This window comes from Acinetobacter sp. H1(2024) (genome assembly GCF_046557555.1).
Classification (GTDB): Bacteria; Pseudomonadota; Gammaproteobacteria; order Pseudomonadales; family Moraxellaceae; genus Acinetobacter; species Acinetobacter seifertii.
On record NZ_JBKGFO010000001.1, the window covers coordinates 927,071 to 952,221 of the forward strand.

The 25,151-nt window shown below is 38.6% G+C and carries 24 protein-coding genes and 1 riboswitch; of the genes, 12 read left to right on the top strand and 12 right to left on the bottom strand.

Going from position 1 to position 25,151, the window contains the following annotated elements; genetic code table 11:
• Positions 1-93: 93 nt before the first annotated feature.
• The 6 genes from ACLCEG_RS04230 (at position 94) to ACLCEG_RS04255 (ending at position 5,981) form a co-directional block, all read left to right on the top strand.
• The gene (locus ACLCEG_RS04230) at positions 94-1,527 is read left to right on the top strand and encodes a cytochrome ubiquinol oxidase subunit I (protein ID WP_004702604.1); all 1,434 of its coding nucleotides are present in this window, start codon (positions 94-96) and stop codon (positions 1,525-1,527) included.
• Entirely contained in the window at positions 1,524-2,528 is a 1,005-nt protein-coding gene (gene cydB, locus ACLCEG_RS04235; RefSeq protein ID WP_410566137.1) for a cytochrome d ubiquinol oxidase subunit II, read from the top strand. The genes ACLCEG_RS04230 and cydB overlap by 4 nt, the downstream gene beginning before the upstream one ends.
• 139 nt (positions 2,529-2,667) lie before the next feature.
• Positions 2,668-2,892 (top strand): helix-turn-helix domain-containing protein, encoded by a 225-nt coding sequence (locus ACLCEG_RS04240; protein WP_200001260.1) that lies wholly within the window; start codon positions 2,668-2,670, stop codon positions 2,890-2,892.
• Between the two features lie 151 nt (positions 2,893-3,043).
• The gene (folE2, locus tag ACLCEG_RS04245; protein WP_410566140.1) at positions 3,044-3,946 is read left to right on the top strand and encodes a GTP cyclohydrolase FolE2; all 903 of its coding nucleotides are present in this window, start codon (positions 3,044-3,046) and stop codon (positions 3,944-3,946) included.
• A gap of 129 nt (positions 3,947-4,075) precedes the next feature.
• Entirely contained in the window at positions 4,076-4,636 is a 561-nt protein-coding gene (locus tag ACLCEG_RS04250; RefSeq protein ID WP_410566143.1) for a carbonate dehydratase, read from the top strand.
• Positions 4,626-5,981 carry a dihydroorotase gene (locus tag ACLCEG_RS04255; protein ID WP_410566146.1) on the top strand — a complete coding sequence of 452 codons (1,356 nt, stop codon included), beginning with the start codon at positions 4,626-4,628 and terminating at the stop codon, positions 5,979-5,981. The genes ACLCEG_RS04250 and ACLCEG_RS04255 overlap by 11 nt, the downstream gene beginning before the upstream one ends.
• 104 nt (positions 5,982-6,085) lie before the next feature.
• Here ACLCEG_RS04255 and ACLCEG_RS04260 read toward each other — a convergent pair whose 3' ends face one another.
• From ACLCEG_RS04260 to ACLCEG_RS04295, 8 genes are all read right to left on the bottom strand, one after another.
• Positions 6,086-6,322 carry a hypothetical protein gene (locus tag ACLCEG_RS04260; RefSeq protein ID WP_004702617.1) on the bottom strand — a complete coding sequence of 79 codons (237 nt, stop codon included), beginning with the start codon at positions 6,320-6,322 and terminating at the stop codon, positions 6,086-6,088.
• A 144-nt stretch (positions 6,323-6,466) separates the two neighbouring features.
• Positions 6,467-7,399: a lauroyl acyltransferase gene (locus ACLCEG_RS04265; RefSeq protein ID WP_410566149.1), complete on the bottom strand. Its 933-nt coding sequence runs from the start codon at positions 7,397-7,399 to the stop codon at positions 6,467-6,469.
• A 213-nt stretch (positions 7,400-7,612) separates the two neighbouring features.
• Positions 7,613-7,807 carry a hypothetical protein gene (locus ACLCEG_RS04270; protein ID WP_004702621.1) on the bottom strand — a complete coding sequence of 65 codons (195 nt, stop codon included), beginning with the start codon at positions 7,805-7,807 and terminating at the stop codon, positions 7,613-7,615.
• Positions 7,808-7,869: 62 nt separating this feature from the next.
• Positions 7,870-9,261 (bottom strand): putative bifunctional diguanylate cyclase/phosphodiesterase, encoded by a 1,392-nt coding sequence (locus ACLCEG_RS04275; RefSeq protein ID WP_410566154.1) that lies wholly within the window; start codon positions 9,259-9,261, stop codon positions 7,870-7,872.
• A gap of 345 nt (positions 9,262-9,606) precedes the next feature.
• Positions 9,607-10,638 (bottom strand): sodium:calcium antiporter, encoded by a 1,032-nt coding sequence (locus ACLCEG_RS04280; protein ID WP_019457377.1) that lies wholly within the window; start codon positions 10,636-10,638, stop codon positions 9,607-9,609.
• A gap of 59 nt (positions 10,639-10,697) precedes the next feature.
• A riboswitch (yybP-ykoY riboswitch) is annotated at positions 10,698-10,810 on the bottom strand.
• A gap of 102 nt (positions 10,811-10,912) precedes the next feature.
• Complete coding sequence (gene dmeF / locus ACLCEG_RS04285) at positions 10,913-11,851, bottom strand: CDF family Co(II)/Ni(II) efflux transporter DmeF (RefSeq protein WP_039250620.1); 939 nt, start codon at positions 11,849-11,851, stop codon at positions 10,913-10,915.
• Positions 11,852-12,126: 275 nt separating this feature from the next.
• On the bottom strand, positions 12,127-12,669 hold the full coding sequence (locus ACLCEG_RS04290; protein ID WP_410566158.1) for a TetR/AcrR family transcriptional regulator: 543 nt from the start codon (positions 12,667-12,669) through the stop codon (positions 12,127-12,129).
• 685 nt (positions 12,670-13,354) lie between these two features.
• On the bottom strand, positions 13,355-14,545 hold the full coding sequence (locus ACLCEG_RS04295) for an MFS transporter (protein WP_410566161.1): 1,191 nt from the start codon (positions 14,543-14,545) through the stop codon (positions 13,355-13,357).
• A 102-nt stretch (positions 14,546-14,647) separates the two neighbouring features.
• Between ACLCEG_RS04295 and ACLCEG_RS04300 the strand changes: the two genes are divergently transcribed.
• From ACLCEG_RS04300 to ACLCEG_RS04325, 6 genes are all read left to right on the top strand, one after another.
• Positions 14,648-15,559: a LysR family transcriptional regulator gene (locus tag ACLCEG_RS04300; RefSeq protein ID WP_410566164.1), complete on the top strand. Its 912-nt coding sequence runs from the start codon at positions 14,648-14,650 to the stop codon at positions 15,557-15,559.
• Positions 15,560-15,915: 356 nt separating this feature from the next.
• Positions 15,916-18,561 carry a DNA mismatch repair protein MutS gene (gene mutS, locus ACLCEG_RS04305; protein WP_410566167.1) on the top strand — a complete coding sequence of 882 codons (2,646 nt, stop codon included), beginning with the start codon at positions 15,916-15,918 and terminating at the stop codon, positions 18,559-18,561.
• A gap of 64 nt (positions 18,562-18,625) precedes the next feature.
• A complete protein-coding gene (locus ACLCEG_RS04310) occupies positions 18,626-19,156 on the top strand; it encodes a GNAT family N-acetyltransferase (protein WP_410566557.1) in 531 nt (176 codons plus the stop codon).
• Between the two features lie 345 nt (positions 19,157-19,501).
• Positions 19,502-19,825, top strand: coding sequence for a ferredoxin FdxA (fdxA, locus tag ACLCEG_RS04315; protein WP_003650851.1), 324 nt, complete (start codon positions 19,502-19,504; stop codon positions 19,823-19,825).
• A 131-nt stretch (positions 19,826-19,956) separates the two neighbouring features.
• Positions 19,957-20,679: a D-Ala-D-Ala carboxypeptidase family metallohydrolase gene (locus ACLCEG_RS04320; RefSeq protein WP_174742285.1), complete on the top strand. Its 723-nt coding sequence runs from the start codon at positions 19,957-19,959 to the stop codon at positions 20,677-20,679.
• Between the two features lie 198 nt (positions 20,680-20,877).
• Positions 20,878-21,546, top strand: coding sequence for an O-methyltransferase (locus tag ACLCEG_RS04325; protein ID WP_004702639.1), 669 nt, complete (start codon positions 20,878-20,880; stop codon positions 21,544-21,546).
• A 116-nt stretch (positions 21,547-21,662) separates the two neighbouring features.
• Here the strand turns inward: ACLCEG_RS04325 and ACLCEG_RS04330 are convergent, their stop codons facing one another.
• From ACLCEG_RS04330 to ACLCEG_RS04345, 4 genes are all read right to left on the bottom strand, one after another.
• Positions 21,663-22,505, bottom strand: a complete 843-nt coding sequence (locus tag ACLCEG_RS04330; protein ID WP_004702641.1) for a universal stress protein — start codon at positions 22,503-22,505, stop codon at positions 21,663-21,665.
• Positions 22,506-22,661: 156 nt separating this feature from the next.
• Positions 22,662-23,273, bottom strand: coding sequence for a chloramphenicol acetyltransferase CAT (locus ACLCEG_RS04335; RefSeq protein WP_039250632.1), 612 nt, complete (start codon positions 23,271-23,273; stop codon positions 22,662-22,664).
• Positions 23,266-23,865 (bottom strand): IMPACT family protein, encoded by a 600-nt coding sequence (locus tag ACLCEG_RS04340; RefSeq protein ID WP_004702645.1) that lies wholly within the window; start codon positions 23,863-23,865, stop codon positions 23,266-23,268. The genes ACLCEG_RS04335 and ACLCEG_RS04340 overlap by 8 nt, the downstream gene beginning before the upstream one ends.
• A 92-nt stretch (positions 23,866-23,957) precedes the next feature.
• The gene (locus tag ACLCEG_RS04345) at positions 23,958-25,148 is read right to left on the bottom strand and encodes an HlyD family efflux transporter periplasmic adaptor subunit (protein ID WP_410566170.1); all 1,191 of its coding nucleotides are present in this window, start codon (positions 25,146-25,148) and stop codon (positions 23,958-23,960) included.
• Positions 25,149-25,151 lie beyond the last annotated feature (3 nt).

Genomic DNA, 25,151 nt, shown 5'->3' on the forward strand with positions numbered 1-25,151 from the left:
AGTAATGCTTTCTTTTCAAAATCATGCTCTTAAACGGGTAGAGATAACTACAACTGTCGTTTTAGCAAATCAAATAAAATTTGAGGTGCTCCTATGACTCTAGGTTTAACAGCACTTGAATTGGCTCGAATCCAATTCGCATTTACCGTTTCATTTCATATTATTTTCCCTGCAATCTCGATTGGTCTTGCAAGCTTCCTTGCTGTTTTAGAATGGCGGTGGCTGCGTACTAATGATGCTATCTATAAAGATCTTTTTAAGTATTGGGTCAAAATCTTCGCGGTTGCATTTGGGATGGGCGTTGTCTCGGGTGTGGTCATGAGCTATCAATTTGGAACCAACTGGAGCGAATTTTCAAGATTTGCAGGTGGAGTTACAGGCCCTTTACTCACCTATGAAGTTCTTAGTGCTTTTTTCTTGGAAGCCGGTTTTTTAGGAATTATGCTGTTTGGCTGGGGCCGTGTGGGTAAAAAAGCTCACTTCTTCGCAACGCTTATGGTTGCGATAGGTACCTGTATTTCAATGTTCTGGATTTTATCTTCAAATAGCTGGATGCAAACCCCTCAAGGGTTCTCAATTGAGAATGGCATAATTGTTCCTCAAGACTGGTTTGCAATTGTATTTAACCCTTCCTTCCCTTATCGACTTGCGCATATGGCAATCGCAGCTTTTATGGTTGCAGCTTTACTTGTAGCAGGTACCGCAGCTTGGCATTTAATTAAAGGTCGCCGTGACGAGTTAATAAAAAAGTCGTTTTCTATGGCTCTTTGGCTGATTTTAATTTTAGCGCCAGTACAAATCTTTGTCGGTGATGCACACGGTTTAAATACCTTAGAACATCAACCAGCAAAACTTGCAGCAATGGAAGGTCATTGGGAAACCAATCATAACGAGGGAATGCCACTGTACTTATTTGGTATTCCAGATATGCAAGAAGAACGCACTAAGTATGCGGTTTCAATTCCAAATCTTGGAAGCTTAATTCTTACTCACTCCAAAGACGGAAGCGTAAAAGGTTTGAAAGATTTTGCACCAGAAGATCGTCCGAATTCGACTGTAGTATTTTGGAGTTTCCGAATTATGGTCGGGCTTGGCATGCTTATGCTGCTTTTGGCACTTACAGGATTATGGCTAAGAAAAACTGGCAAGCTTTATGAGAGTAAATGGTTTCATCGCTTCGCTTTAGTTATGGGCCCGTCAGGTTTTATTGCTTTACTTGCAGGTTGGTTTACTACAGAAGTTGGACGTCAACCTTGGGTTGTTTATGGGGTCATGCGAACTAAAGATGCATTATCTCCCGTATCTGCCGAACAAGTCGGACTCACGCTCATTATTTTTGTTTTGGTTTATTGCATCGTATTTGGAATCGGCATTTATTACATGCTGAAATTGATCAATAAAGGGCCTGAGTTCATTTATAGCCAAGTTAATGAGGTTGGCGGTGTTGGACACTTTAAAACACCAATGCGCCCGCTAAGTGCAACTGATGAACATATTGACGATCAAGGTCAAGGAGCATCTTCATGATTGATTTATCTTTGATCTGGATTGTCATTATTGCAATTGGCGTATTTATATACGTTGTACTTGATGGTTTTGATCTAGGTATTGGAATCTTGTTTCCTTTTATCAAAGACCAGCAGGAACGCGATGTAATGATGAATACCGTTGCACCTGTCTGGGACGGTAATGAAACATGGATGGTACTTGGCGGTGCTGGTTTGTTTGCGGCATTCCCGATGGTTTATTCAGCAGTTTTATCTGCTTTATATTTACCTATTATTCTCATGGTAATCGCTCTAATTTTTCGGGGTGTCGCTTTTGAGTTCAGATTTAAGGCGAATCGAACCAAATACTTATGGGATGCTGCTTTTATTGGAGGTTCTGTTTTATCAAGTTTCTTACAAGGCGTCATTCTTGGTGCGTATATTCAAGGTATCCATATTATTGATGGTCGCTATGCAGGCGGCGGATTAGATTGGTTAACGCCTTTTTCAGTTTTTACAGGGTTCGGCGTAATCATTGTATATGCAGCACTCGGTTGCGGTTGGCTGATCATGAAAACTGAAATGCAATTACAAACGAGTATGTATCGCTTAATGCCAAAACTAATTATGACGCTATTGTTAGTTTTTATTGCTGTGAGTGTTTATACCCCATTAGCTCATCCGGTTATTGCAGCACGTTGGTTCAATGCGCATCAGCTTCTTTACTTTAGTCCGGTACCTATTTTGGTTGTAGTTTTTACTTATCTCACCATTAAAGCTTGTCAAAAACAGCAAGAATCAATGCCCTTCTTATATACCTTGGCTTTAGTATTTTTGGCCTATACAGGTTTTCTGATTAGCATTTTTCCATACGTTATTCCGCCATCAATTACGATTTGGGAAGCCGCAGCGCCTGCCAATAGTCAATTGTTTGCACTTATAGGCGCGCTCATACTTATCCCTATTATCATCATCTATACCATTATGGCTTATTGGGTGTTTAGGGACAAAGTACGTGTAGGTGATAAAGGTTACCACTAAGAGTAAATGATATGAAATTATCTAAATTCCAATGGTTTATTTTACTCTGGGTTGCTGGTTTCTTAAGTCTACTCACTATTGCAATGTTCTTTAGATTACTTTTGCAGCTTGCTTATTAAAGGAGGATCACACAGTGGATATGCCCTCCATCATACAAATGCACGAGCAAGAGTTTGGCTATGAAATTATCAGAGCACGGCGCCAAATGAAAATTTCACAAGCTCAACTTGCAAGTAAGCTAGGAATATCAATACGCACTTTAGAAAGTTGGGAAAGAGGAATTAGGCACCCTTCTAAACCGTCTCAAGCACTTATTCGGCTATTTATTAAATCACCCGAATTTGTTTTGAAAAATCTGACCTAACAAGAAAAGACCATGCACAAGCATGGTCTTTTCTTCTTTATTTTTTACTTAATTAAAATTTATCAAGGTACTTAAGCCATCTAGCAAACTTGCCAGCCATTAATGTTATATTATAACATAACATTAATATCACAGTATAAGCCTCTAATAAATGAATCTTGTTCTCCCAGATATCTCTGCCGAGCCAACTTTACCAAATGCCTATAGCCACCGCCTTGATTGGGTGGGTATGGAAAACATCGCCTTACCAGTCCGAATTGAAAATACTTTATGCTCAAGTCACGTCAATGCTTATGTCAGTTTAGATGATCCCTTAGCAAAGGGCATCCATATGTCACGTCTGTATACACGTCTTTTAGAGTTAACATCCCTCGAAAATATTAATATGCTCGATCTAAAATTAGTCTTAGAAGATTTTTTAGAAAGCCATCAAGATTTATCGCAGCATGCAAAAATTGAAATTCACAGTAGCCTTTATATCGAACGACCAGCATTAGTCAGCAAGCTTTCAGGGTGGAAAAGTTATCCTTTTGTTTTGTCATGCCAACTCTTTGATGATCAATTCGAGGCAGAATTAAGAGTCGAGATTCCCTATTCTTCAACCTGTCCATGCTCTGCTGCACTTTCAAGAAATATTATTCAACAACGGTTTGAGTCTGCATTACAGAACCAAGAAATTCGACTTAACCCCCAAGACATTATGAGCTGGTTAAATACCACAGATGCAATTGCAGCAACGCCACATAGCCAAAGAAGCTTTGCCCTCCTTCAATTTAAATTAAACCAAGACTTTCACGAAATTCCACTCATCGCGTTTATAAACCAAGCTGAACTAGCCTTAATGACACCCGTACAAACTGCTGTAAAACGGGTTGATGAACAGGCATTTGCGGTTGCCAACGGTCAAAATTTAATGTTTTGCGAAGATGCATTAAGACGACTTTATGGCTCATTTATACATCACAAATATATTCATGGTTTCAAATTTAAAGTGACTCATGCAGAAAGCCTGCATGCACATGATGCTGTGGCTCAAGGGTCTTGGCAGTGGTAGGACTTTCTATAAACAACTGAAACTATGCGTTATTGGGTTCAAAAAACCTGTTTTTCCCATGAGTTAAATAGTTTCAGCTTATCCCTCTCACCATCTCAACTTAAATAAACTGATCTAAACGGTAATTCCATGCTACGTAAAAATCCATCTGGCCATCTCCCTGTTATTGATCAATCAGCCTATGTCGATCAAACCGCTATTATTTGTGGCAAGGTCATTGTTCATGCCAATGTATTTATTGGCCCTTATGCCGTAATTCGTGCAGATGAAACCGACGAAAATGGAGAAATGCAACCTATTATTATTGGCGCAAATTCCAATATACAAGATGGTGTTGTGATTCACTCCAAAGCTGGTGCATCAGTTGTGATTGGTGAAAGTAGATCAATTGCTCATCGTTCAATTATTCATGGGCCTTGTGAAATTGGTCACCATGTTTTCGTGGGTTTCAACAGCGTCATATTTAACTGCAAGGTCGGTAATTACAGCGCTATTCGCCATAACGCAGTCGTCGACGGACGTGATTTACCGAACCATTTTTATGTTCCCGCAATGAGCTACATCAACCCTAAAACTGACTTAGCGCAATACCCTCCGGTTGATATCTCTATCAGTGAATTTTCAGAGAGTGTTGTCTCAACAAACATTGAGTTGGTTAAAGGCTATAAGGCATTACACAATGAGTTTTAAACCCTATTCTAAAATTATTATTCGAGATGCCAATGTAGTAAATGAGGGAAAACAGCAATTTGTAGATGTACTTATTCAAGATGGACGAATCAAAAAAATTGCACCAAGCATTCCTCATGTTGTTAACGCTAAAACAATTCACGCTAACGGAAACTGGCTAATTCCCGGAATGATCGATGATCAAGTCCATTTTAGAGATCCAGGCTCAACCCATAAAGGCAGTATTGCTTCGGAATCTATGGCAGCAGTCATTGGTGGAATTACCAGTTATATGGATATGCCCAACACAAATCCACCAACCCTATCTTTAGATGCCTTAATACAAAAAAAGCAAATTGCTGCGCAATATAGCATGGCAAATTATGCCTTCCATTTTGGAGTAAGTTCTGCAAATTTAGATATTGTTGAACAGCTTAATCCCAAGCTCATCAGCGGTGTAAAAGTTTTTATGGGCGCCTCTACTGGCAATATGTTGGTAGATGACCCACAAGTGCTTGAACGTTTATTTGCAAATGTCCCAACCATTCTTTTAACGCACTGCGAATATACACCGCGCATTAAAGAAAGAGAAAAATTATATTTTGAGAAATATGGTGCAAACATTCCAGCACATATGCACCCTAAAATTCGGGATAAACAAGCCTGTTTTGAGAGTTCACGTTTAGCTGTCTCTTTAGCAGAAAAATATGGAACTCAACTGCATGTTTTACATATTAGTACAGCCAAAGAATTATGTTTGTTTAAAGATTTGCCCTTAAATTTAAAGCATATTTCTGCGGAAGTATGCATTCATCACCTTAGTTTTGATGAATCAGACTATGCTGCGCTTAGCCATTTAATTAAATGTAATCCAGCCATTAAAACCCAACAAGACAAAGATGCACTTATCACTGCCATCGCTCAAACTAATCGCTTAGATATTATTGGTACAGATCACGCACCGCATACCTGGGAGGAAAAACAACAATCCTATTTAAAAGCACCATCTGGCCTACCTTTAGTTCAACATGCTATTCCTGCACTCATGGAACTTGTCGCAGATAAAAAAATAAATATAGAAACAATGGTGAAGAAAACATCACACCAAGTCGCTGATTTATTTAAACTCAAAGATCGAGGGTATATACGCGAAGGCTACTGGGCAGATTTGGTTCTGCTTAAAGAAAATAAAGAAGCTATTACTGTTAAAGATCAAAAAAACTATATGCGATGTAACTGGACTCCATTTCAAAACAAAAGCTTTCGCTATGAAGTTGATACAACTATTGTTTCAGGACAGTTGGCTTGGCATCAAAATCAGTTATTTTTAAGTTGTCGAGGTAAAGCATTGGACATAGACAGATAACTCAAGTGAAAATTTAAAAATAATTAAATTAGATGTTATAACTTATTCAGATTGAACCATAAAAAACCCGCAAAATATTGCGGGTTTTTTTGTAGTTCATTGAATTACCAATGACCGCGTCTGTCATGATGTCGTTCAAAACCACGTTCACGATGTGCTTTATTATGATAGTACCCTTTACCATGATGATTGCCATGATAAGCATAAGCTTTACCATGATGCATACCGTGATAAGCATGACCATAACCATGATGTGATTCGCGATAACCATGGTCTTGTGCAAAGGTCGGAGCTGAAAGCGCGATGACCAATGCAGCGAAAATATACTTAATGTACTTCATACAAAATTCCTTTTTATTGTAGTACTGGAATTTAAAGTAAGACATAAGTCGGTAGCTAGTTACAAGTGCTGATCTGTACTAGAGTGTAAGCTACTAAGCAAAGATAAGAAGCAACTCAATCTTAAATAATGAAAGCAAAATCTATCAGTAGAATTTTGCTTCACCAATCGGACGAGTTTTAAACCGTCTATGAAACCACATGTATTGTGTTGGGGCGATTCGAATTTGATTTTCAATAATTTTATTGACGCGTTCAGCATCATTTACTTCGCATTCACTTGGAAAGTTTTCAAGTTTAGGTTCGACGAGCACATTGTATTGAGGGTTTCGAATATCCCCACTTCTATAAAAATATAGAGGTATTGCAACAGCATTTGAAATATCCATAAGTCTACGGTGGGCTGTTACTGTTGCCGCCTGTATTCCAAAAAACGATGCCATCACACCCTGCTTCAAACCAAAATCCTGATCAGGGCTATACCAGATTGCATGACCATTTTTCAGTTTCGAAATTAAGCTACGCATGTTGTCTTTCGCAATTTGGTTTTTATAAACCCGAGCGCGACTACGATGAATGAGAAAATCCATAAAAGGATTATTTTGCGGTCTATACACCACATCCATATCAAAAAATAAAGTACATGCAGCGCCACCAGCATCTAGTAAAGTACTATGTGTGCCTAACAACAAGATACCCTTATCCCGATTCTGTTCTAGATGTTCCAAGCCTTCTATACGAACTCTTTTTTTAAACCATTCAGGACAATACCAAGCGTTTAAGGCTTCAAATATCCCTATCATGGTGTCTTTAAAGACTAGTTTTGCTTTGGCTTCAATTTGCTCAGGTGTTTTTTCAGGGAAACAAGCTTGTAAGTTTCTTAATGTTGTTTTCCGTCTCGAAGCTAATAGTATCCAAGCAATTTTTGAGAAAACCTTTGCTAAACGCCACTGGATTGCCCAAGGCAAGTAGGCAAGAAACATGAGAATAAAAGCTGTGAACCAGATACCCCAATATTTTAATGATAGAAAGGAAAATTGAAACTGCCCAGATTGATACTGCGGTTCAAATTTCGTCATACTGTAAATATCTAGAGGTATAGGTCTTCATCCTAACACAGCCCGAATCTACATCCGTTTGCAAAGTGTGTCTTAATATGTAGATTAATTTATTAGAAAAGTTTATATCGCGTAATGACGACCCACCATATTTTATTTAAAAATTATATAATATTTAACAATTACTTATATGGTTTTAGTTATATAAATTAGTTTATAAATCATAGATAAAAATTAGAAATCCACACCTCGTATGACTTGCAGAAATTCTGAATATTCATCTTCATTTTCAAAAGTAAACTCTACGTCTGAGCCATCTGCGAATCGAACAAGAACAGAACTTAAATCAGAACTGGTTGTAAATTTAACAACTTGTTCAAGATTATAATGTGTTGAACCTACTTGGTAATATTTATATTCTCTTGGCATAACAATGTTCTATTATTTTATGAGATGTCACCACTATAGAACAAAATTTAGATCTGTTTTACTTATTTATTAAAAGTTGGCAACTGTTTAATAAAGTCATTTAACGGCATTGGAACGCCCCATAAATAACCTTGAAACTCGATACAACCATTATTTTTAAAAGCATAAAATTGTTCGGCCGTTTCTATTCCCTCTACTAACACTCGAAGGTTTAAATCTAGACCAATTTTAACAATACCCGAGACTAATTTATAACTGCGTTTATCATCCAACGCTGCCTGTACAAAGCTACGATCAATTTTGATTTGTCTAATTTGCATTTTTTGCAAATAACTTAAAGATGAATAACCTGTTCCGAAGTCATCAAGAGAAAGCTGAACTCCTCTTTCAGATAAGGAATTCATTTTTTCAATCATGCTCACACAATTGTTCAAAGCAATATTTTCAGTAATTTCCAAGATAAGCCGAGATGGATTTATGTCATATCTACGAATCATGCAAATTACAGTTTCCTCAAAGTTAGCTTGCATGAAATGATCAGCACTAATATTGATTGAAAGTGTCAAATCTTTAGTCTGTTCTTGTTTACTCCAATCTTGTAAAACTTTGCAGGCTTGAGCTAAAACCCATGTACCTATTTCAGGCATTAGTCCTAAAGTTTGTGCCGCAGGAATAAAATCTTGTGTGGGAACAGAACCCAAAACAGGATGATGCCATCTGAGTAAAGCCTCGGCACCAATTAACTTTTCAGAAGCATTGACTTGAGGTTGATAAAACAATTCAAATTGCTCTTTTCCGAGTGCTAGACGTAAGTCTTTCGCCATGGAATCTTCTATTTGTATTTCTAATTGCATGGTATAGATGGATATACAAATCATGAGCGTGGCGACGCAAATTGCAATCCATCGACCATGACTCCGAGTATTTTCCGATAGCGGTATAGCATGCTCTAAAGTAAAAGAGCTGCCACTAAAAAATATAAAGCACGCGATTGACAGTAAAATTAAAACGAGTTGTAAGAAACTCGGATTTCTGCGGTAGTTTAAGTATCCTAATATTGCCCCAGCAGGCAAAAACAAATGAGCAACTTGAGGATGATGAGTAGTCGCTATATCAAAAAATACGCAAAAAACGACTGGAAAAACAAGTAGAACAGCTTGAGATAAAAGAATACCCGCTGAAATTCGATTTATATAAATGAGAAAAAAACTAAAAATGGAAAGCAGTGTAAAAACGATATCCATATAAACAATGATCCACATTTTTGAAAATGCGAAATATATGGTCCAGAACAGGCAAAAAATAATACAAATAAAGATATTTGCTTTAGCTGCGATGGTAAGCTGCTGGTCTTTTATGTTGTGGTAATTATTTTTACATTTTTTTAAGTAAGACGAAGCTATCATAGGTAAATCAACCATAAATATAACAAAAGCAGTAACATTGCCCTTCATGCTCTATTTCAGAATTTAACAATCAAACTTAATTTTCTATAAAGTTTTTATTTATCTTTTATGCGTTTAGAAAGTATTTTATTACACAAAATAAAGTTCATTTGTTTAATAAATTTAGTCAAAAAAGAGGACTTTTCAAAGACCCCATAAGTTTAAATTATGATTCACTCAGGGTACAAGCCTCTGCTACTAAGGTACAGGGCATAAGTTATGAAAAATAGGACAATTGGTTAATTATTTACCGATTTTACAAGGTTATTAGCTCATCGTTTTTTAAGATTATCTAATCAATAGCAAATACGACGACTGAAACGCGCTGGCACATGTCCAGCGCGTTAATGTTTATCAGAGATAAATCACAACTAAAATTGCGAAAACACCATACAGCGCACTTACTGCAACCAATGATCGGTCATCGACTGTGCCACGGCGGAATAAATTCCACAGAAACACAATCGCTAATGCAGTAATAATGCCAGAGGCTAACAACAAAGTATCAAAGCGCCACGGCGTAAAGAAAATACCTAATGCACTTGGTATGGTGGCCTGAATCATCATCGCACCAGAAATATTTGCTAAAGCCAAACGCTCTTTACCTTGGCGTACCCAAATCAGCGCATTCATAATCTCAGGTAATTCGGTAGCAACTGGACTCAGTAATAAAGCAACCAAATGTGGCGGCCAACTTAGCGCTGTACCAATCGCTTCAAGCTGAGCAACAAAAGTATGCGACGCAACACTAATTACAACTAAAGCGACCAATACCTGTAGACCAGCCCACCCTAGTGATGGTTCGGCTGTATTAGGACGAAACTTGAGCGGTTCAAGGTCTTCTTCATCGGAAGATGTATCAGCTTCCTTAATCTCACGCCAAACATAAGCTGCATAAGCCGCTAAAAATAGAATGCCTAACCATGGTTTGATGGCAAATGCGACTAAACCAAGCGCTACTTTTAAAACGAAGATAGCAAGGAACGAGACTTGATCTCGGCTTAAACGGGCATAATCAACTTGAACTTTATGCGAAGTTCGAGCTAATTTTTTGCGATGAAGCATCAATACCAGACCGACTACGGCGTAACCCAAGGTCGCTAAAACCAATGGGCCACCCATTGCAGCACCAACACCAAGGTCTTTTTGTTCTGGGGTATCACCAAATACGACGGCCATAAAGGTCACCGCACTTTCAGGTAGCGCTGTACCAAAAGCTGCGAGTACCGAGCCTACTGCTGTTGCACCAAGATTAAGACGCTTACCAAACCATTCAATTCCATTGACGAAATATTCACAGGCTAGGTAAATTGCCGCGGCGGACACAAAGAATAAGATGAACGTGAGGAGCATAGGAATAGTCCAGCCGGGCGAATAAGAAACCATTGGCGCGACAACGCTCCTCGCCCGACTAGCAAAGTACGTTGCGGCCAAAGGTCTCGCCTAGCTCACACTGTGTATACAGTGGCTGAACACGCCATGAGATACTGATCTCAAGTTTGTTGACGTGGTCTTCCTAGTTGGGTACTAGGAATGGCTACTCCCCAATGACAATAGGTGAAGTTTACCAGTGATTGAAAAGTAACTCTACAAAAATGGTCTGACAAAATGATCAAGAGCTTTAAAAATTCACAGTCGGTTTTAAAACTCTCTTTATTGACTAAATAAAATGTATTTCTACACTGGCATGTACAATTTCTTCATGAATAGACAAAGCCCTTTTAACTGAATCAGGTGTTAAATCTGTTCGGTCTGTTTCTAAAGCCAAAATGCATGAAAATTTTCCTTTACCGACTTTCCATACATGTAAATCTGTAATTTTCACTTGTGATAATTGCTCAATCACTTCTTGGATTTCAGCGACTACTGGATGTGACATTTCAGCATCTAATAACGTTTTTCCTGTGTCACGCAAAAGCCCCCATGACCACTGTGCAACAAGTATCGCCCCTACAATACCCAGCAAAGCATCTAAAAAATTCCATCCAAAAAATTTACCCGCTATAAGTGCAGCTATGGCTAATACAGACGTTACGGCATCGGCAACTACATGTAGAAACGCAGCTTTATGGTTTAAATCGTGATGGTGATCATGATGATGGTGGTGACTATGCTCATGGTCGTGATGGTGGTGGTGATGTTCATGATTATCATGTAATAACCACGCACAAATTAAATTGACTGCCAACCCCACAACAGCAATAGAAATCGCCTCATTATAATGAATATCAACAGGATGGAGTAATCGCTCAATAGATTGAAATCCCATTAACAGTGCAACGACCATTAATATGATTGCACTGCTATATCCACCTAAAATTTCGATTTTCCAAGTTCCGAAACTAAAGCGTTTGTCATGGGCATAACGGCGAGCCATTTTGTAAGCGACATAGGCCAACCCTAGAGCAACCATATGTGAACTCATGTGCCAGCCATCAGCTAAAAGAGCCATGGAGTTAAAGATCCATCCACCCACAATTTCAAAAACCATCATCACGGCAGTTAAAATCGTTGCGATCAAAATTTTCTTTTGAGCAAGCGGGTTTCCTTCATCGAACTGATGAGAATGGTAACGTTCTAAATTGCTGTTAATTTCCATATTTATGGTCTTTTATTGATACTCCCCCATAGTATATATTTTTTTGAAGAAAAATAAGTTACATCACGACCAAAACAAGAAAACTTTTAGAGAAATCTTTACTGAGTCATGACCTAAAATTGATCTACTATATTTCAAAACTACTATAGATTGAGGCCCTCTGAATGGCTGAGTACATCCATTCATAGAGCTGCATGTGAGAGCAACTACAACACTCCTTGCAATTTTTTCACAAAAAATCTATATCTGAACCAATCAGATAACCCAGATTAAACTTAAAAAAATTGCTCCAACACCTCATCCCTTTCTTTCAAACTGTTTAAGCTTAAAACCTGTAACAGCAAACCATCTATTAGGTTTACCACCATGTGAGCATCGAATTTTGGCTCGCGGATTTCCCCGCTAAAAATCAGGTCAAAAATTTCATGGCGCAACCACTTTCGGTATTCAACTGTCATGCGGTAAGCCTTTGGATAAAGCAGTTTTATTTCTAAAATAGCTTTGATTAAAAAATGGTACTGGCTGTTTAAATTGGTATGTAACACAATAATTTCTTTAAGTTTATCTTTTGAACTGTAGTAACGGTTTGAGTAAATGATAGAAAGCACTTCTTCTCTGAGCAGACTTTTTTGAAAGGCGATACACATTTCAATCAGGTGTTCTTTAGAATGGAAATAATTGTAAAGCGTACCTTTGGCAATTTTGGTTTCTTTAGTAATCAGGTCTACGCCTGTATTGTGGAACCCATGCGCCGTAATGAGCTGTATTGCAGTTTGAACGACATGTAGTTTTTTGGAAGAGCTTTCTAAATTTCGCATAGTTTTACCGTTATAAAATTCTTGTTGTTTCTAAATGAGATAAAAAGCCTGTACCCTTTTGGGAGAAAAAAAAGGCACAGCAAAGCCGTAAGACGGTGCTTGGCACATCTCAAGTTATTGGTTGCTAAGTTTTAAGTAAAAATGACTAAAGCCTGAAAACCTTACGGCGCTCAAGCTGCTGTAAATTTTTAAGCTGTGTTGTTATAGCTTTTGGCAAAGGCTGCCAAGAAATAATGGATGTGCAAAGCCAACTCCTTTTTATTGAGAGTTCTGCCGACATTAAAATTATGGTGGCAGAACGAAGGGGGTTAGCAGACTGGCCGAAAAAACCCAGCACACCCGAAGGTGTCCCCCTCCGTTCCACCATAGAGGGGGCGTGAGGGTGTACACACTAAAGATATAAAACCTTTAATGCTTTTTCGGAACGGTCTGCTAAAACCGACTGGCAATGTAGGCCAGCAGGCAAAGGATAGTGCCCAAGTTTATTGCAGTCAAGCATACAAAATGACATTTGTTTTAAAATAGATCATTAAAAAGTAAGGATAAATAATGCCTGAGTTATTGTTAAAGTGGGGTTTATAAAAAGACGTTTTTCTTTCCCCCAAATGCTACGTTTTCAATACCATTTACACGTTATAGATTTAGTCGTCACTATTTTAATGTACGAAAAATAGTGACTTTAGAATTAGCTTATGGGCACACGTTTAGCCAGCTTCTTTTGCAAAATAATAACCAATATTGGGAACCCTGCTGCGGAAATTGCACATACCGTCAGTAACGTATTTACACTTTGTGGCGTCATGCCATGAGCAGGTAATAAAAAGGCAGATAAGAAAAATGCAACTGTTGTCAGCAAATACATAATAGATGTCTGTAATGAAGAAAATCCAGCTCGTTGTCGGTCGTTAGGAAACTGCATCGTAACCACTGAAGATGACACCAAACGACTATAAGATGCACCGAGAAATAAACTAATAAATAATGCTGCATGCTCATAGCCTAGCATTGGTATAAGCAAACTCACGATAAAGACTAGAGTCGAAGCTGTAGCCAGTAGTAAAGCAGAAAAACGGGAGGTTAACGCCCCTGTAATTTTTGTAGATACATAGCCCATCACGCCGCCACTAAAAAATAGCCAAGGCAGTAGGTCTTGCGAAGCGCCCAACTGTTGAATCATTAAGGGTGCCAAAATAGGAATAACCAGCATAGGACTAAACTGTACGAGCGCATTAGCAGAAGCGAACAGTAGAGTATCCGCATCTAAAGGCGGCGCACGAAACCTATCTAAAGAGACTTGGTCTTTGGGTATAAACGATACAATAAGTGGCAATGCCAACACACACAATGCACTTATGAGCCACAAAGCCACATGCCAACCATAGTGAGTGCATAGAAATAATATGGTGGGCATTCCGACAATACTTACTATTGAAAATGATGCAATCACCGTCGCTAACATTTTCCCCCGTAAATTAGGCGGTGCGTTGTTTATTAATATACTGATACCCACTCCCATGGTGGTACCACCAACCAACCCTGCACAAAATCGAAGTGCAAGTAAAAGACTAAAACTAGATGTGAAAGTTGTTAATAGTGTTAGTAGACCCAACAGCGCCATATTGATAATTAAAAACCGCTTTTTATTGAAATGATCAATCCAGTAAAAAGCAATAATTCCCGAAAGGACGGCGCCAAGCGTATACATCCCTGAAACATAACCTGAGAATGATACTGGCACTGCGAAATCTGTCGCCATAAAAACAAAAATAGGATTAAACACCATATATTCCAGTGCATTCGTGAACTGGACGAAAGCAATCACAGTGGCTATCCACATGAGGGCTTTATGATTAAACGTCTGTGTGGCTAGGGACATCGCAGTAACCTATAGATAAAAGATGTCCGAGTTTAACTGCTATCAATAGTATTGATTATATGGTAAAAATTGCATTTATTATTATCAAATATGGGATAATTGATGCGTCCGGCTCTGGATTTTAATACCCTGAAAGTATTCGTTGCTGTGGTCGAAAAAGAAAGTTTTGTCGGTGCGTCGAAACTCCTTGAAATGCCGACATCAAACGTAAGTCGCTGTATTTCTCAGTTAGAAGAAAAACTCGATCTTCAGCTCATTGAGCGCAGTACCCGACATATGAAAGTCACTCAGGCGGGGCAGCTACTCTATACTAGAGCAAAGCCATTACTCGAAGCGCTTGAGCAAACGGAGACAGAGTTAACATTGCGGCAAATGCAACTCAAAGGTCCTTTACGAATCTGTATTCCCACTGAAATAGGCCCTGCATTGCTAGGTTCTGTTATTGCAGAATTTGCCTATCAGTATCCAGACTTAGAAATAAGCTGTGTCACAAATTTGTCGGGTTTTGAGTCTCTGCGAGATGATCTGGATTTAGCTATTATTATTAGCCGCGGTCAAATGGATAATAGTGACTACATCGCTCGTCATCTGGTGACTATCCCTTGCACCATTGTGGCAGCCCCTTCTCTCATTCAGCGTTATGGCACTCCTACTCATATTCAACAATTTGAAGAATTACCGTGTATTACAACAGTCAGTGCACTCAAAGGTGCTCCTTGGCAATTTGTTAATAAAAAGGGTGAGTTCGAGACCATCAAGGTTAAAGGACACTATCGGGTAAACAGCGGAGAAATGGCGGGCCAAGCTGCTGTAGCAGGTATTGGGTTTGCAATTTTATCAAAACAAGCTTGCCAACCTTATATTAGTGACGGTCGCCTGATCGAGATTGAGTTTGAACAAGCAGTAGCGCCACTGCAATTGTTTGCACTTTATTCAGATCGCCGTTATTTGCCCGCTAAAACAAGAGCGCTTATCGATTTCATACAGCAGAAATTGGGGCATGTATCCTTATAAAACCTATCATTTCATACGCATTCTGAAATCGGCATATTTAACTATGTCAGTTTTATCAGGACTGCCAATCGTCAGTCTGTCTTATACTCAAACTGCTCAGGTCGCTTTCTTTTTGTTGCTTATTTCCTCGCTCATTTTAGGAATCCTTTTTGCGAATCAGTCTCAATTTGTTAAGATGGCAACCGTGAGAAATTAAGTTAAGCTCTTACACACTGATGACTCAATTTTGACATAAAAAAGGTACATGAAAAGGTATACTTTTTTCTTAGATTAAGTCCAATTCACACAGAAGTTATTAGAATTGGTTAGATGACCAACCGTAAAATATTATTGCTTTTTTTAAGGGTTTATTACGCATGAATAGCGCTGAAATCATGGCCGATCTCTCTAACCACACTCCAATGATGCAGCAATATCTCAAGGTCAAAAAAGATTATCAACATGCGTTGCTGTTTTATCGTATGGGCGACTTTTATGAACTTTTCTTTGAAGACGCACACTTAGCAGCCAAACTTTTAGGAATTACTCTAACCCATCGCGGTAAAGCAAATGGTAACCCGATTCCAATGGCTGGTGTTCCTTACCATTCAGCCGAAGGTTATCTTGCTCGCCTTGTCAAAGCAGGTCGCACAGTAGCCATTTGCGAACAAGTGGGTGAAGTTACTGGTAAAGGCCCTGTTGAGCGTAAAGTTGTTCGTATTCTTACACCTGGTACGTTAACCGACGACGCACTACTCACAAGCTATCAGTCATCCAACCTTGTTGCGTTATGTATTCATCAAAATCAAATCGGTTTTGCTTTGCTCGACTTAAGCGCGGGTATTTTTAAAGTTCAGCAACAAGACTACAAACCTGAACAACTTCCAATTGAACTTGCTCGCCTTATGCCAAGTGAAATTTTGATTGATGAAGATCTGGTTGACCCGAATATTATTGAACAAATTAAAAAACATTTAGATTGCCCTGTAACCAAGCGTCCAAATGTAGACTTCAATTTAAATAATGCACAAAAAACCTTATGTGACCAGTTCTCAGTATCAACGCTTTCTGGTTTTGGACTCGACACATTACCGTTAGCTAAGGCTGCCGCGGCAGCTCTGATTCACTACGCGAAAGAAACTCAGAAAACGGCGTTACCGCATATTCGTTCTATTCTTTTAGAACAAAGCACAGACTTTATTGCGCTTGACCCAATTACGCGCCGTAATTTAGAAATTATTGAACCTTTATTTGAACATGGTACGTCATTATTCCAACTGGTAAATGACTGCCAAACTGCAATGGGTGGCCGTTTACTCAGCCGTACACTCATGCAACCTGTTCGTGATACGGCGTTACTCGATGCCCGCTTAGATGCAATTGAACAACTCATTCAAGGCTATCAAGAAACTCCAGTTCGTTTAGTGCTTAAAGAAATTGGCGATATCGAACGTGTTCTTAGCCGTGTTGCGCTGGGTAGTGCTCGACCACGCGATTTAGTTCAGCTTCGTCATGCTTGCGCGCAAATCCCATTTTTAAGAAATGCTTTAGCGCCTGTTATTCAATCAAAAAAATCCAAGTTATTAATTCAACTCGATCAAGAACTTGGTGACTTTAAATCGCTTCATCAACACTTGATGGCAGCCATTGTTGAAAACCCACCTGTATTACTTCGTGATGGCAATGTAATTGCAGAAGGATATGATGCAGAACTTGATGAACTGCGTAAAATTCGTGATCATGCAGGTCAATTCCTGATTGATTTAGAAATAAAAGAGCGTGAACGCACGGGCATTAACACCTTAAAAATCGGCTATAACCGTGTGAGTGGCTACTACATTGAGCTTACGCGTGCTCAAGCTGAACAAGCCCCTGCCGACTATATTCGCCGCCAGACTTTAAAGAATGCCGAGCGTTACATCACACCTGAGCTAAAAAGCTTTGAAGATAAAGTTTTATCAAGTGAGTCTCGTGCATTAGCACGTGAAAAAGCGTTATTTGAAGCTTTACTTGAAAACCTCCGTGAAAATATTGCTCACCTACAAATGATGAGTTCGGCAATTGCGCACATTGATGTAATTGCAAACTTTGCTTATCAAGCACGTTTAAACAATTGGGCGCGACCTGAATTTACCCCAGAAACCGGTATTAAGATTCAAGGTGGTCGTCATCCTGTTGTTGAAGCATTAAACAAAGCACCATTTACACCAAATGATACTTTCCTTGATGCTCAGCACCGCATGGCAATTATTACTGGCCCGAACATGGGTGGTAAATCTACCTTTATGCGTCAAACCGCATTAATTAGTTTACTGGCTTACTGCGGTAGTTATGTTCCTGCGCGAGCCGCCAAGCTTGGCCCGATTGACCGTATTTTCACACGTATTGGTTCAGCCGATGATTTGTCGACAGGTAAATCAACATTTATGGTCGAGATGACTGAAACTTCACAAATCTTGCACCATGCAACCAATCAGTCGTTGGTGTTAATGGATGAAGTTGGCCGTGGTACCAGTACCTACGATGGACTTTCTTTAGCATGGGCTTGTGTGGTTGATTTAACCAAGCGCGTAAAATGCTTATGTCTATTTGCCACGCACTATTTCGAATTGACTGAGTTAGGCAGTGAAGCAGGTATTGATAACTATCATGTGACGGCGCAAGAGCTTAACGGCAACCTGATTTTATTGCACAAAGTTCAACAAGGTCCTGCAAGTCAAAGTCATGGTTTACAAGTTGCGAAATTAGCTGGTATTCCTGCCAATGTCATTAAAGAAGCTCAAAAACGTTTACGCATTTTAGAGAAGCAACAACAGCAACACTTACAAACTAGTGTTCAAGATGATTTGTTTGCAACTTTAGATTCAAATGCTAAATCAAGTACGCAAGTCATAGAGAAAGTGATTGAAATTGAAGTGCCTTCACCTGCCCTAGATTTGCTTAAGCAAATTGAAGTCGATAACTTGACACCTCGCCAAGCACTTGAACAACTTTATGAACTAAAAGCTGCGCTTAAATCATAATCATTGATTGAGCAAACATGTCTATGGGCATGTTTGCTCTTACTTTAAGGAGAATAAAATTTCTATTTTCTTAAGGCCACTACAATACACAGAGATCGATTTAATTTGGCAACACGTTAGTCGACGTGAACTCATTACCCAACTCTATATACAAAAACAAGAACAACTCGAATTAACAGATTGTTTTTACGATGTTGAAAATTGGGATGCCTATCATTTAGAAAATGACCCACCGAAGTTAAAAGAACTCTATCAACAAGGTGCTTCATTTGTAGGTGCTTTTAATACATCTGAAAAATTAGTTGGCATTAGTGTCGTATCGAATCAACACATTGCTGATTATCCAGATGCAAAATTACTGCAATACTTTTATGTCGATGCAGACCAACAAGGTCAAGGTATTGGTGCAAAGCTCATGCAGGCAGCCAAAGAGTCAGCTAAGCAACTGGGCGCACTGCAACTTTATATTTCAGCCACACCGAGTAAACGTACTGTCGACTTTTATATAAAGCATGGCGCAGTAGTATTAGGACATCCAGATCAGCACTTATGGGAGCTTGAACCAGAAGATATTCATTTGCTTTGCCTACTTTAAGTCTCGATATTTAAAGTTTTTTTGGGTATCAGTTCGGCATAAAAGTAAAATTTAAAACTGAAAGTTGTATTTAAGGTATCTAATCAAATAGATACCTTGACCTAAATGACATTTGCAACTATATGCAAAAATTTATTCAAGATGTTGTTTTTTAAAACATATTATTATCTTAATTTTACAATTTGGCCAATCTCAAGCTCACAACATTGTTTTAAATATCAATGTATTAACTTATCTTCATATGTATAAATAAACAATATCAATAAAAGCAATTGTTTGTTTACCCCTTTTTTGCCTAAAATAAGCTATTCGAAATGAAACCATATTTTTTAGGTAGCTGTCGCCATGACCTTTGTTGTCACTGAAAATTGTATTAAATGTAAATACCAAGATTGCGTAGAAGTTTGTCCTGTAGACTGTTTTTACGAAGGTCCGAATTTCCTAGTGATTAATCCGGATGAATGTATTGACTGTGCATTATGTGAACCAGAATGCCCTGCAAATGCAATTTTCTCTGAAGATGAGTTACCAGAAGGTCAGGAAGTATTTATTGAATTAAATGCAGATCTTTCTCAAAAGTGGCCTAACATTACTCAAATTGGTGACCAACCTGCTGACCGTGAAGAATGGAACGGCAAACCAGATAAGTTACAGTATCTAGAAAAATAATTTCAAAAAAGATCAGCAAGCGCTGATCTTTTTTATACCCTATTCAAACATTTCATTGCAAATTCCTCGTAATTTGTGCACTGTTTTGCATTAAAATAAGCGCAATATTTATTAAGCTTTTGATTTTTCTTATGCGGAAGTTTTTGCAGAGTATGTTGCCCTTATGCATAATCCCAGCGATTATGGTAGGTTGCGTCAGCTCTCCCCAACACACAACAACAGGCAAAACCTCTCCAAACGGTAAACGCATTTTTATTCCTCAAGAGCGCGTTATTATCGAACGTCCTATTCCACCTAAAGTTGAGCCTGCTTCTTATCGTGCCTGGTTAAATACTGGCGATCATTATGAGCGTGTACGAGAATATGAAAAATTTCTAGCGCGTAATAATGTTGCAGGCATCGTACCAAGCTTTGAATTATTAAGATCAGCGCGTGATTGGCAAAAGTGCGGCAGCTCGGAATATGCTGTACCAAACCGCGAACTTTGGAATAATTCTTTATCGACCTTACGTGTCTTTAAATATTTAATTGCGGCAAAAGTTCTAACTGACTTTGAAGTAACCTCGGTGTATCGTGATTTACCTTTAAATCAGTGTGCTGGTGGTGCAAGTTCGTCTAAGCATTTGTTTAACTCAGCCATCGATTTTCGTATTGGACCAGAAATTCCACAGCCACAAGACTACGCATTTATTGAAAATACAAAGTTTAAATTGTGTCAGTTCTGGGCTCAACATGGCCAAAGTTTAAACCTAGGTATTGGTTTATATAGTTCAGGACAAATCCATATTGATACTCAAGGCTATCGTACTTGGGGGCCTGACTTAACCCGTAATACTTCAATGTGTAATTTTTAAAATTAATATCCCCTAATATACTTTTGTATTAGGGGTTTTTTTTGTTGTTCTCACTTATATACCCTAGTAAGAAAAACACTGAAATTAATTACGAATTTGTACATTCCATAATCAACCAAAATTTCTTAATCCGAAGATTTTTGCACTCTAGTCATAAACGTTTAAAATACGCCTATCAACATACAGGTAAATTTGACTATGCAGCAGTTGTGGACAGACATTGACGAATATATCGACTCACATTTAATTCCCGAAGATCCTCGACTCGACTTTGCATTAAAAAATACCGACGAACATGGCTTTTCAAATCATCTTGCAGTTGCTCCAAACCAAGGGATGTTCTTGCAAATGCTTATTCAGATGAATAATTGCAAGCGTGTTTTAGAAATTGGAACTTTTGCAGCCTACAGTACCATTTGGCTAGGACGTGCCCTACCTGAAGATGGTTATTTACTGACTATTGAAGGCCGTGATACTCATGCAGAAATGGCTCAAAAAAATATCGACCATGCGAATCTTCCTGTAAAAGTTGAGCTAAAAGCAGGCCGTGCTGCCGATATTCTTTCAGCAATTGATCCACAGTCAATTCAACCTTTCGATTTTATATTTATTGATGCCGATAAACAGGGTTATCCTGAATATTTGGAACTCAGCCTAAAGTTTTCAAAATCAGGCACGATTATTGTGCTAGACAATGTCATCCGTGGTGGCGATATTTTAAATCCTGAAAACAAAAAACCGAGTATTGAAGGTATTCGCGAAACTTTTAAAGCCCTCGAAAATCATCCGCAAATTCTGTCTTGCACAGCTTTACAAACGGTTGGCTCAAAAGGTCATGATGGTTTCGCTATAGCGATTGTGAAATAATGATCAAAAAATCATCTTTTTTATTTTATTATTTATAATCAATAGATTACTTTTATTGCCCTCGCTTTTCCATATAGTTATCCACAGCATTTGCGGATAACTATATGCAAATCTCATCATTTAGCCACAAGTAAAGGCACAGTTGCATTTCGGAATATCGTCGTTGCGATACTGCCCAAGAAGAACTGATGAATCTTGCTATGACTAAATGCACCAAGCACAATAATTTGAATACCATGCTCTTGTTGATATTCAAGAATATTCTGAGCTACATCACCATAGCGGTAAACAGTAACAACCTCTAGACCAGCTTGTTTAAGATAATGCTCAGGTTCATTTAATATTTCAGGATGATCACCCACATACACTAAATGGCATTGTAAAGTCCGTAATAGGTCACTTTGGGCAATACGGCGCATCATCTTTTGACATGTTGGTGAATATTCATAGGCGAAAATAAAACGTGTTGGCACTTTAAAGTTTTCACCAATGGTCAACACTGTGCAATTCGCGCCGCGAATGAAATTTTCAACATTACTACCAATAGGTTTGTGCTTTTCAGCTGCTCTTTCGCCAACTCGACCTAAAATAACAATGTCATTTTCATCGAGGAGATTAAAGCTTTGCTCTAAAAAATCACCCTTTTCTTGAATTTTTGAGCATGTAATTCCGTGTTTTTCTTTAATTAGGTCAGAAATATGTCTGAGTAAATTATTGCTGTAATCTAAAGCGAGTTCACTTTGTTTTTGCTCTAATTCAGCTAACTCTTTAAGCAACATCGCATTGCTTTCAAAGCCGATTACCCCACTAATCTCACCAAGGTGATAACTTGCTGGGTAGTAATCTAGAATTTGTAATAATACAAGCTCTCGTCCAGTTGCTTTTGCAACCCACGCTGCTGCATCTGCAATAGCATTAATACAAGGTGATGAGTCAATACACGCAATAACACGGTTCATTGTTTGCCTCTCTTCTTCAGGTCTATTTGCCTTGGAGATTTTTCTATAACTTAGCTTTAACTTAACATAGATAAAAATCTGTATGTTAAGGTTTATGTATTAAAATCCACTTTTTTGTTTAAAGATCAAACATTTTATTACACTCTTAAGACTGTATTACTCTCTTAAGCGAATAAATTTCGCTGGGTTTCCTCCCACAATATGATAGGGTTCGACATCCTTAGTCACCATACTATTCATACCAATAACAGCATGTTTTCCAATTTTAATACCGTCTTTTATTCCTACATGTGCACCTAACCAAACATCTTGCTCAATTTCAATTCCCTGAGACCGAACAGGCTGTTGGTAAAGTGGACGGTCTAATTGCATACCGTGATCAAATGCATAGAGATGGCAATAAGCAGCTATACGAACTTGGTCATGTAGTTTGATGCCAGCTCGCCCACCATCTAAAATACAATGATGGTTAATTGCGACTTCGTTACCAATCTCAAGCGGTCCATGCAAACTACAGTCGGCTGCAATAAAGCAATTATCACCAATCTTAATTTTTCGACCAGGCTCGGCAAAAATATGAGCTAAAGGTGAAATAAAACAGTTCTCACCAATCTCAACTGTTTCCATGTCCATTAAATAAGCCTGATATTCTTTTTGCCACTCTTCAGCCCATGCACGGTGTTTAGGTTTTAGTGTCCAATATAACCACGGCATATAATTTAAACGGTGTTTATGTTGCTCACGGTACTTGAGTAAGGAGTCAGTCATCAGTTAATTCCTCCTCAACTTTTAATTCTTCACGGCCCCGCGTCACGTCGCGAAGTTTCAAAGCAAGTGGTTCAATTTGGTGGACTTGTAGTCTAGCTTCAATATCTACACCTGTTGCGGTATAAGTTTCTTGGTATTCTATTTGATGCTGTGAAAGTTCATATTGAAAAATAGCCCATTCATTAAAATGACAAGAAAAGTGAATGGTTTTCTTTGCAATGAGTTCAATCCGTTCAGCTAACAATAAGGATTGCCCTGCACAACCGCCATAAGCCCGTACTAAACCACCAGTTCCCAGTTTTATACCACCATACCAGCGGTTCACCATGACGATGATGTTAGTTAAGTCGTTACCTTCAATAGTCGCCAAGATTGGCCGCCCTGCCGTACCAGATGGCTCGCCATCATCATTAAAGCGGACGTTATGTCCAATTTTCCACGCCCAACATTGATGTGTGGTCGATATATCTTTATTGAGTTCTAAAAATTCTTTTACTTGTTGCTCATTTTCTACTGGCGCAGCAATTGCCTGAAATCTACTTTTTTTAATTTCTTCTTCAAATGTAACAGGTGACGCAATCGTAAAAGCCATAAAATAAATAAAGCATAATAAAAATCAAATTATAGCGTGAATTTAATAGAAGCAAACCCATAAAAAAGCCCCGAATTTCGGGGCTTTTACTATTATCTTTCTCGTAATGCTTCTTTCGCTTTATTAAACGGTTTCAGCAAGTAATCCATTACAGTTTTCTCACCCGTACGAATATCTACAGTTGCCACCATACCTGGTGTAATACCGAAAGCTTTACCTTGTTTGTTGTAGAGCTTATCTGTATCAGTGCGGATATAAACACGATAGTAGAACTGATCTTGTTTAACTTCATCACGAATCGTGTCTGGAGAAATAACGGTAACTTTACCTTTTAAACCACCATAAATTGAATAGTCATACGCTGTGATCTTCACCAAAGCTTCTTGACCCGGACGAATAAATGCAATGTCACGTGGCAAAATACGCGCTTCAATAAGCAATTGTTCATCAATTGGCACAATCGTCATTAGCTTACCGTTTTGTGGAACAACACCACCATGCGTTGTTACTGTAATTTCTTTTACAACACCTCGCACAGGCGCTCTAAATACAGCACGATCTAAACTATCACTACGGCCTAGTACAATTTGTTGTTGAGTTTGGCTATCTGTATTGGCTTTAGATAACTCTTCACGAGCCTTCACATAATACTGGTTACGCGCATCGTTCATTTTATTTCGCAAATCATTCGCTTCACGGCGTAAGCGTAAAACTTCCACTTCACTAGCAGCGCCTTTAGCAACTAAAGGTTCAGTCATCGCCAGTTCTTGTTGAACCAATTCTAATGCTTGCTTTAAACCTGAAAGTGTTTGCTGTAAATCAGCTCGACGAGACTCATATAAAGCCGTCTCTTCATGAACAAGTTTTGGATCTTTTGCAACAATTTCAGGAAAAACTAACGGTGTACCGTTCACTTCTGCACGCAAACGTGCTGCTGTTGCCTGAGCCGCAATTAATAAAGATCTCGACTCACCTACATTTGATGCAAATCGGGTTGGATCTAACTGAGCAAGAATTTGTCCTTTTTGAACAATGTCACCTTCTTGTACATCGAGTTTAGTTAAAATACCGCCTTCTAAAGACTGGATCACCTGTTCCTTAGACGATGGAATAACTTTACCTGTACCCGTAGACACTTCCTCTAACTTAAAAAACCATGCCCAAATAAGCAAACTAACGAGCCCAATACCAACAATCCAGATGACTAAACTGGCGCGTGGTAATGGTGGTTCACTATAAGATACATTCATTGAACGGGTGAGTTCTTGTTGTTGTTCGCTCATGAA

What these genes read in the sequence shown, in the direction of transcription:
- ACLCEG_RS04230 (WP_004702604.1), top strand. Translation starts at nt 94, where the DNA reads ATGACTCTAGGTTTAACAGCACTTGAATTGGCTCGAATCCAATTCGCA.
- cydB (WP_410566137.1), top strand. Translation starts at nt 1,524, where the DNA reads ATGATTGATTTATCTTTGATCTGGATTGTCATTATTGCAATTGGCGTA.
- ACLCEG_RS04240 (WP_200001260.1), top strand. Translation starts at nt 2,668, where the DNA reads ATGCCCTCCATCATACAAATGCACGAGCAAGAGTTTGGCTATGAAATT.
- folE2 (WP_410566140.1), top strand. Translation starts at nt 3,044, where the DNA reads ATGAATCTTGTTCTCCCAGATATCTCTGCCGAGCCAACTTTACCAAAT.
- ACLCEG_RS04250 (WP_410566143.1), top strand. Translation starts at nt 4,076, where the DNA reads ATGCTACGTAAAAATCCATCTGGCCATCTCCCTGTTATTGATCAATCA.
- ACLCEG_RS04255 (WP_410566146.1), top strand. Translation starts at nt 4,626, where the DNA reads ATGAGTTTTAAACCCTATTCTAAAATTATTATTCGAGATGCCAATGTA.
- ACLCEG_RS04260 (WP_004702617.1), bottom strand. Translation starts at nt 6,322, where the DNA reads ATGAAGTACATTAAGTATATTTTCGCTGCATTGGTCATCGCGCTTTCA.
- ACLCEG_RS04265 (WP_410566149.1), bottom strand. Translation starts at nt 7,399, where the DNA reads ATGACGAAATTTGAACCGCAGTATCAATCTGGGCAGTTTCAATTTTCC.
- ACLCEG_RS04270 (WP_004702621.1), bottom strand. Translation starts at nt 7,807, where the DNA reads ATGCCAAGAGAATATAAATATTACCAAGTAGGTTCAACACATTATAAT.
- ACLCEG_RS04275 (WP_410566154.1), bottom strand. Translation starts at nt 9,261, where the DNA reads ATGAAGGGCAATGTTACTGCTTTTGTTATATTTATGGTTGATTTACCT.
- ACLCEG_RS04280 (WP_019457377.1), bottom strand. Translation starts at nt 10,638, where the DNA reads ATGGTTTCTTATTCGCCCGGCTGGACTATTCCTATGCTCCTCACGTTC.
- dmeF (WP_039250620.1), bottom strand. Translation starts at nt 11,851, where the DNA reads ATGGAAATTAACAGCAATTTAGAACGTTACCATTCTCATCAGTTCGAT.
- ACLCEG_RS04290 (WP_410566158.1), bottom strand. Translation starts at nt 12,669, where the DNA reads ATGCGAAATTTAGAAAGCTCTTCCAAAAAACTACATGTCGTTCAAACT.
- ACLCEG_RS04295 (WP_410566161.1), bottom strand. Translation starts at nt 14,545, where the DNA reads ATGTCCCTAGCCACACAGACGTTTAATCATAAAGCCCTCATGTGGATA.
- ACLCEG_RS04300 (WP_410566164.1), top strand. Translation starts at nt 14,648, where the DNA reads ATGCGTCCGGCTCTGGATTTTAATACCCTGAAAGTATTCGTTGCTGTG.
- mutS (WP_410566167.1), top strand. Translation starts at nt 15,916, where the DNA reads ATGAATAGCGCTGAAATCATGGCCGATCTCTCTAACCACACTCCAATG.
- fdxA (WP_003650851.1), top strand. Translation starts at nt 19,502, where the DNA reads ATGACCTTTGTTGTCACTGAAAATTGTATTAAATGTAAATACCAAGAT.
- ACLCEG_RS04320 (WP_174742285.1), top strand. Translation starts at nt 19,957, where the DNA reads ATGCGGAAGTTTTTGCAGAGTATGTTGCCCTTATGCATAATCCCAGCG.
- ACLCEG_RS04325 (WP_004702639.1), top strand. Translation starts at nt 20,878, where the DNA reads ATGCAGCAGTTGTGGACAGACATTGACGAATATATCGACTCACATTTA.
- ACLCEG_RS04330 (WP_004702641.1), bottom strand. Translation starts at nt 22,505, where the DNA reads ATGAACCGTGTTATTGCGTGTATTGACTCATCACCTTGTATTAATGCT.
- ACLCEG_RS04335 (WP_039250632.1), bottom strand. Translation starts at nt 23,273, where the DNA reads ATGACTGACTCCTTACTCAAGTACCGTGAGCAACATAAACACCGTTTA.
- ACLCEG_RS04340 (WP_004702645.1), bottom strand. Translation starts at nt 23,865, where the DNA reads ATGGCTTTTACGATTGCGTCACCTGTTACATTTGAAGAAGAAATTAAA.
- ACLCEG_RS04345 (WP_410566170.1), bottom strand. Translation starts at nt 25,148, where the DNA reads ATGAGCGAACAACAACAAGAACTCACCCGTTCAATGAATGTATCTTAT.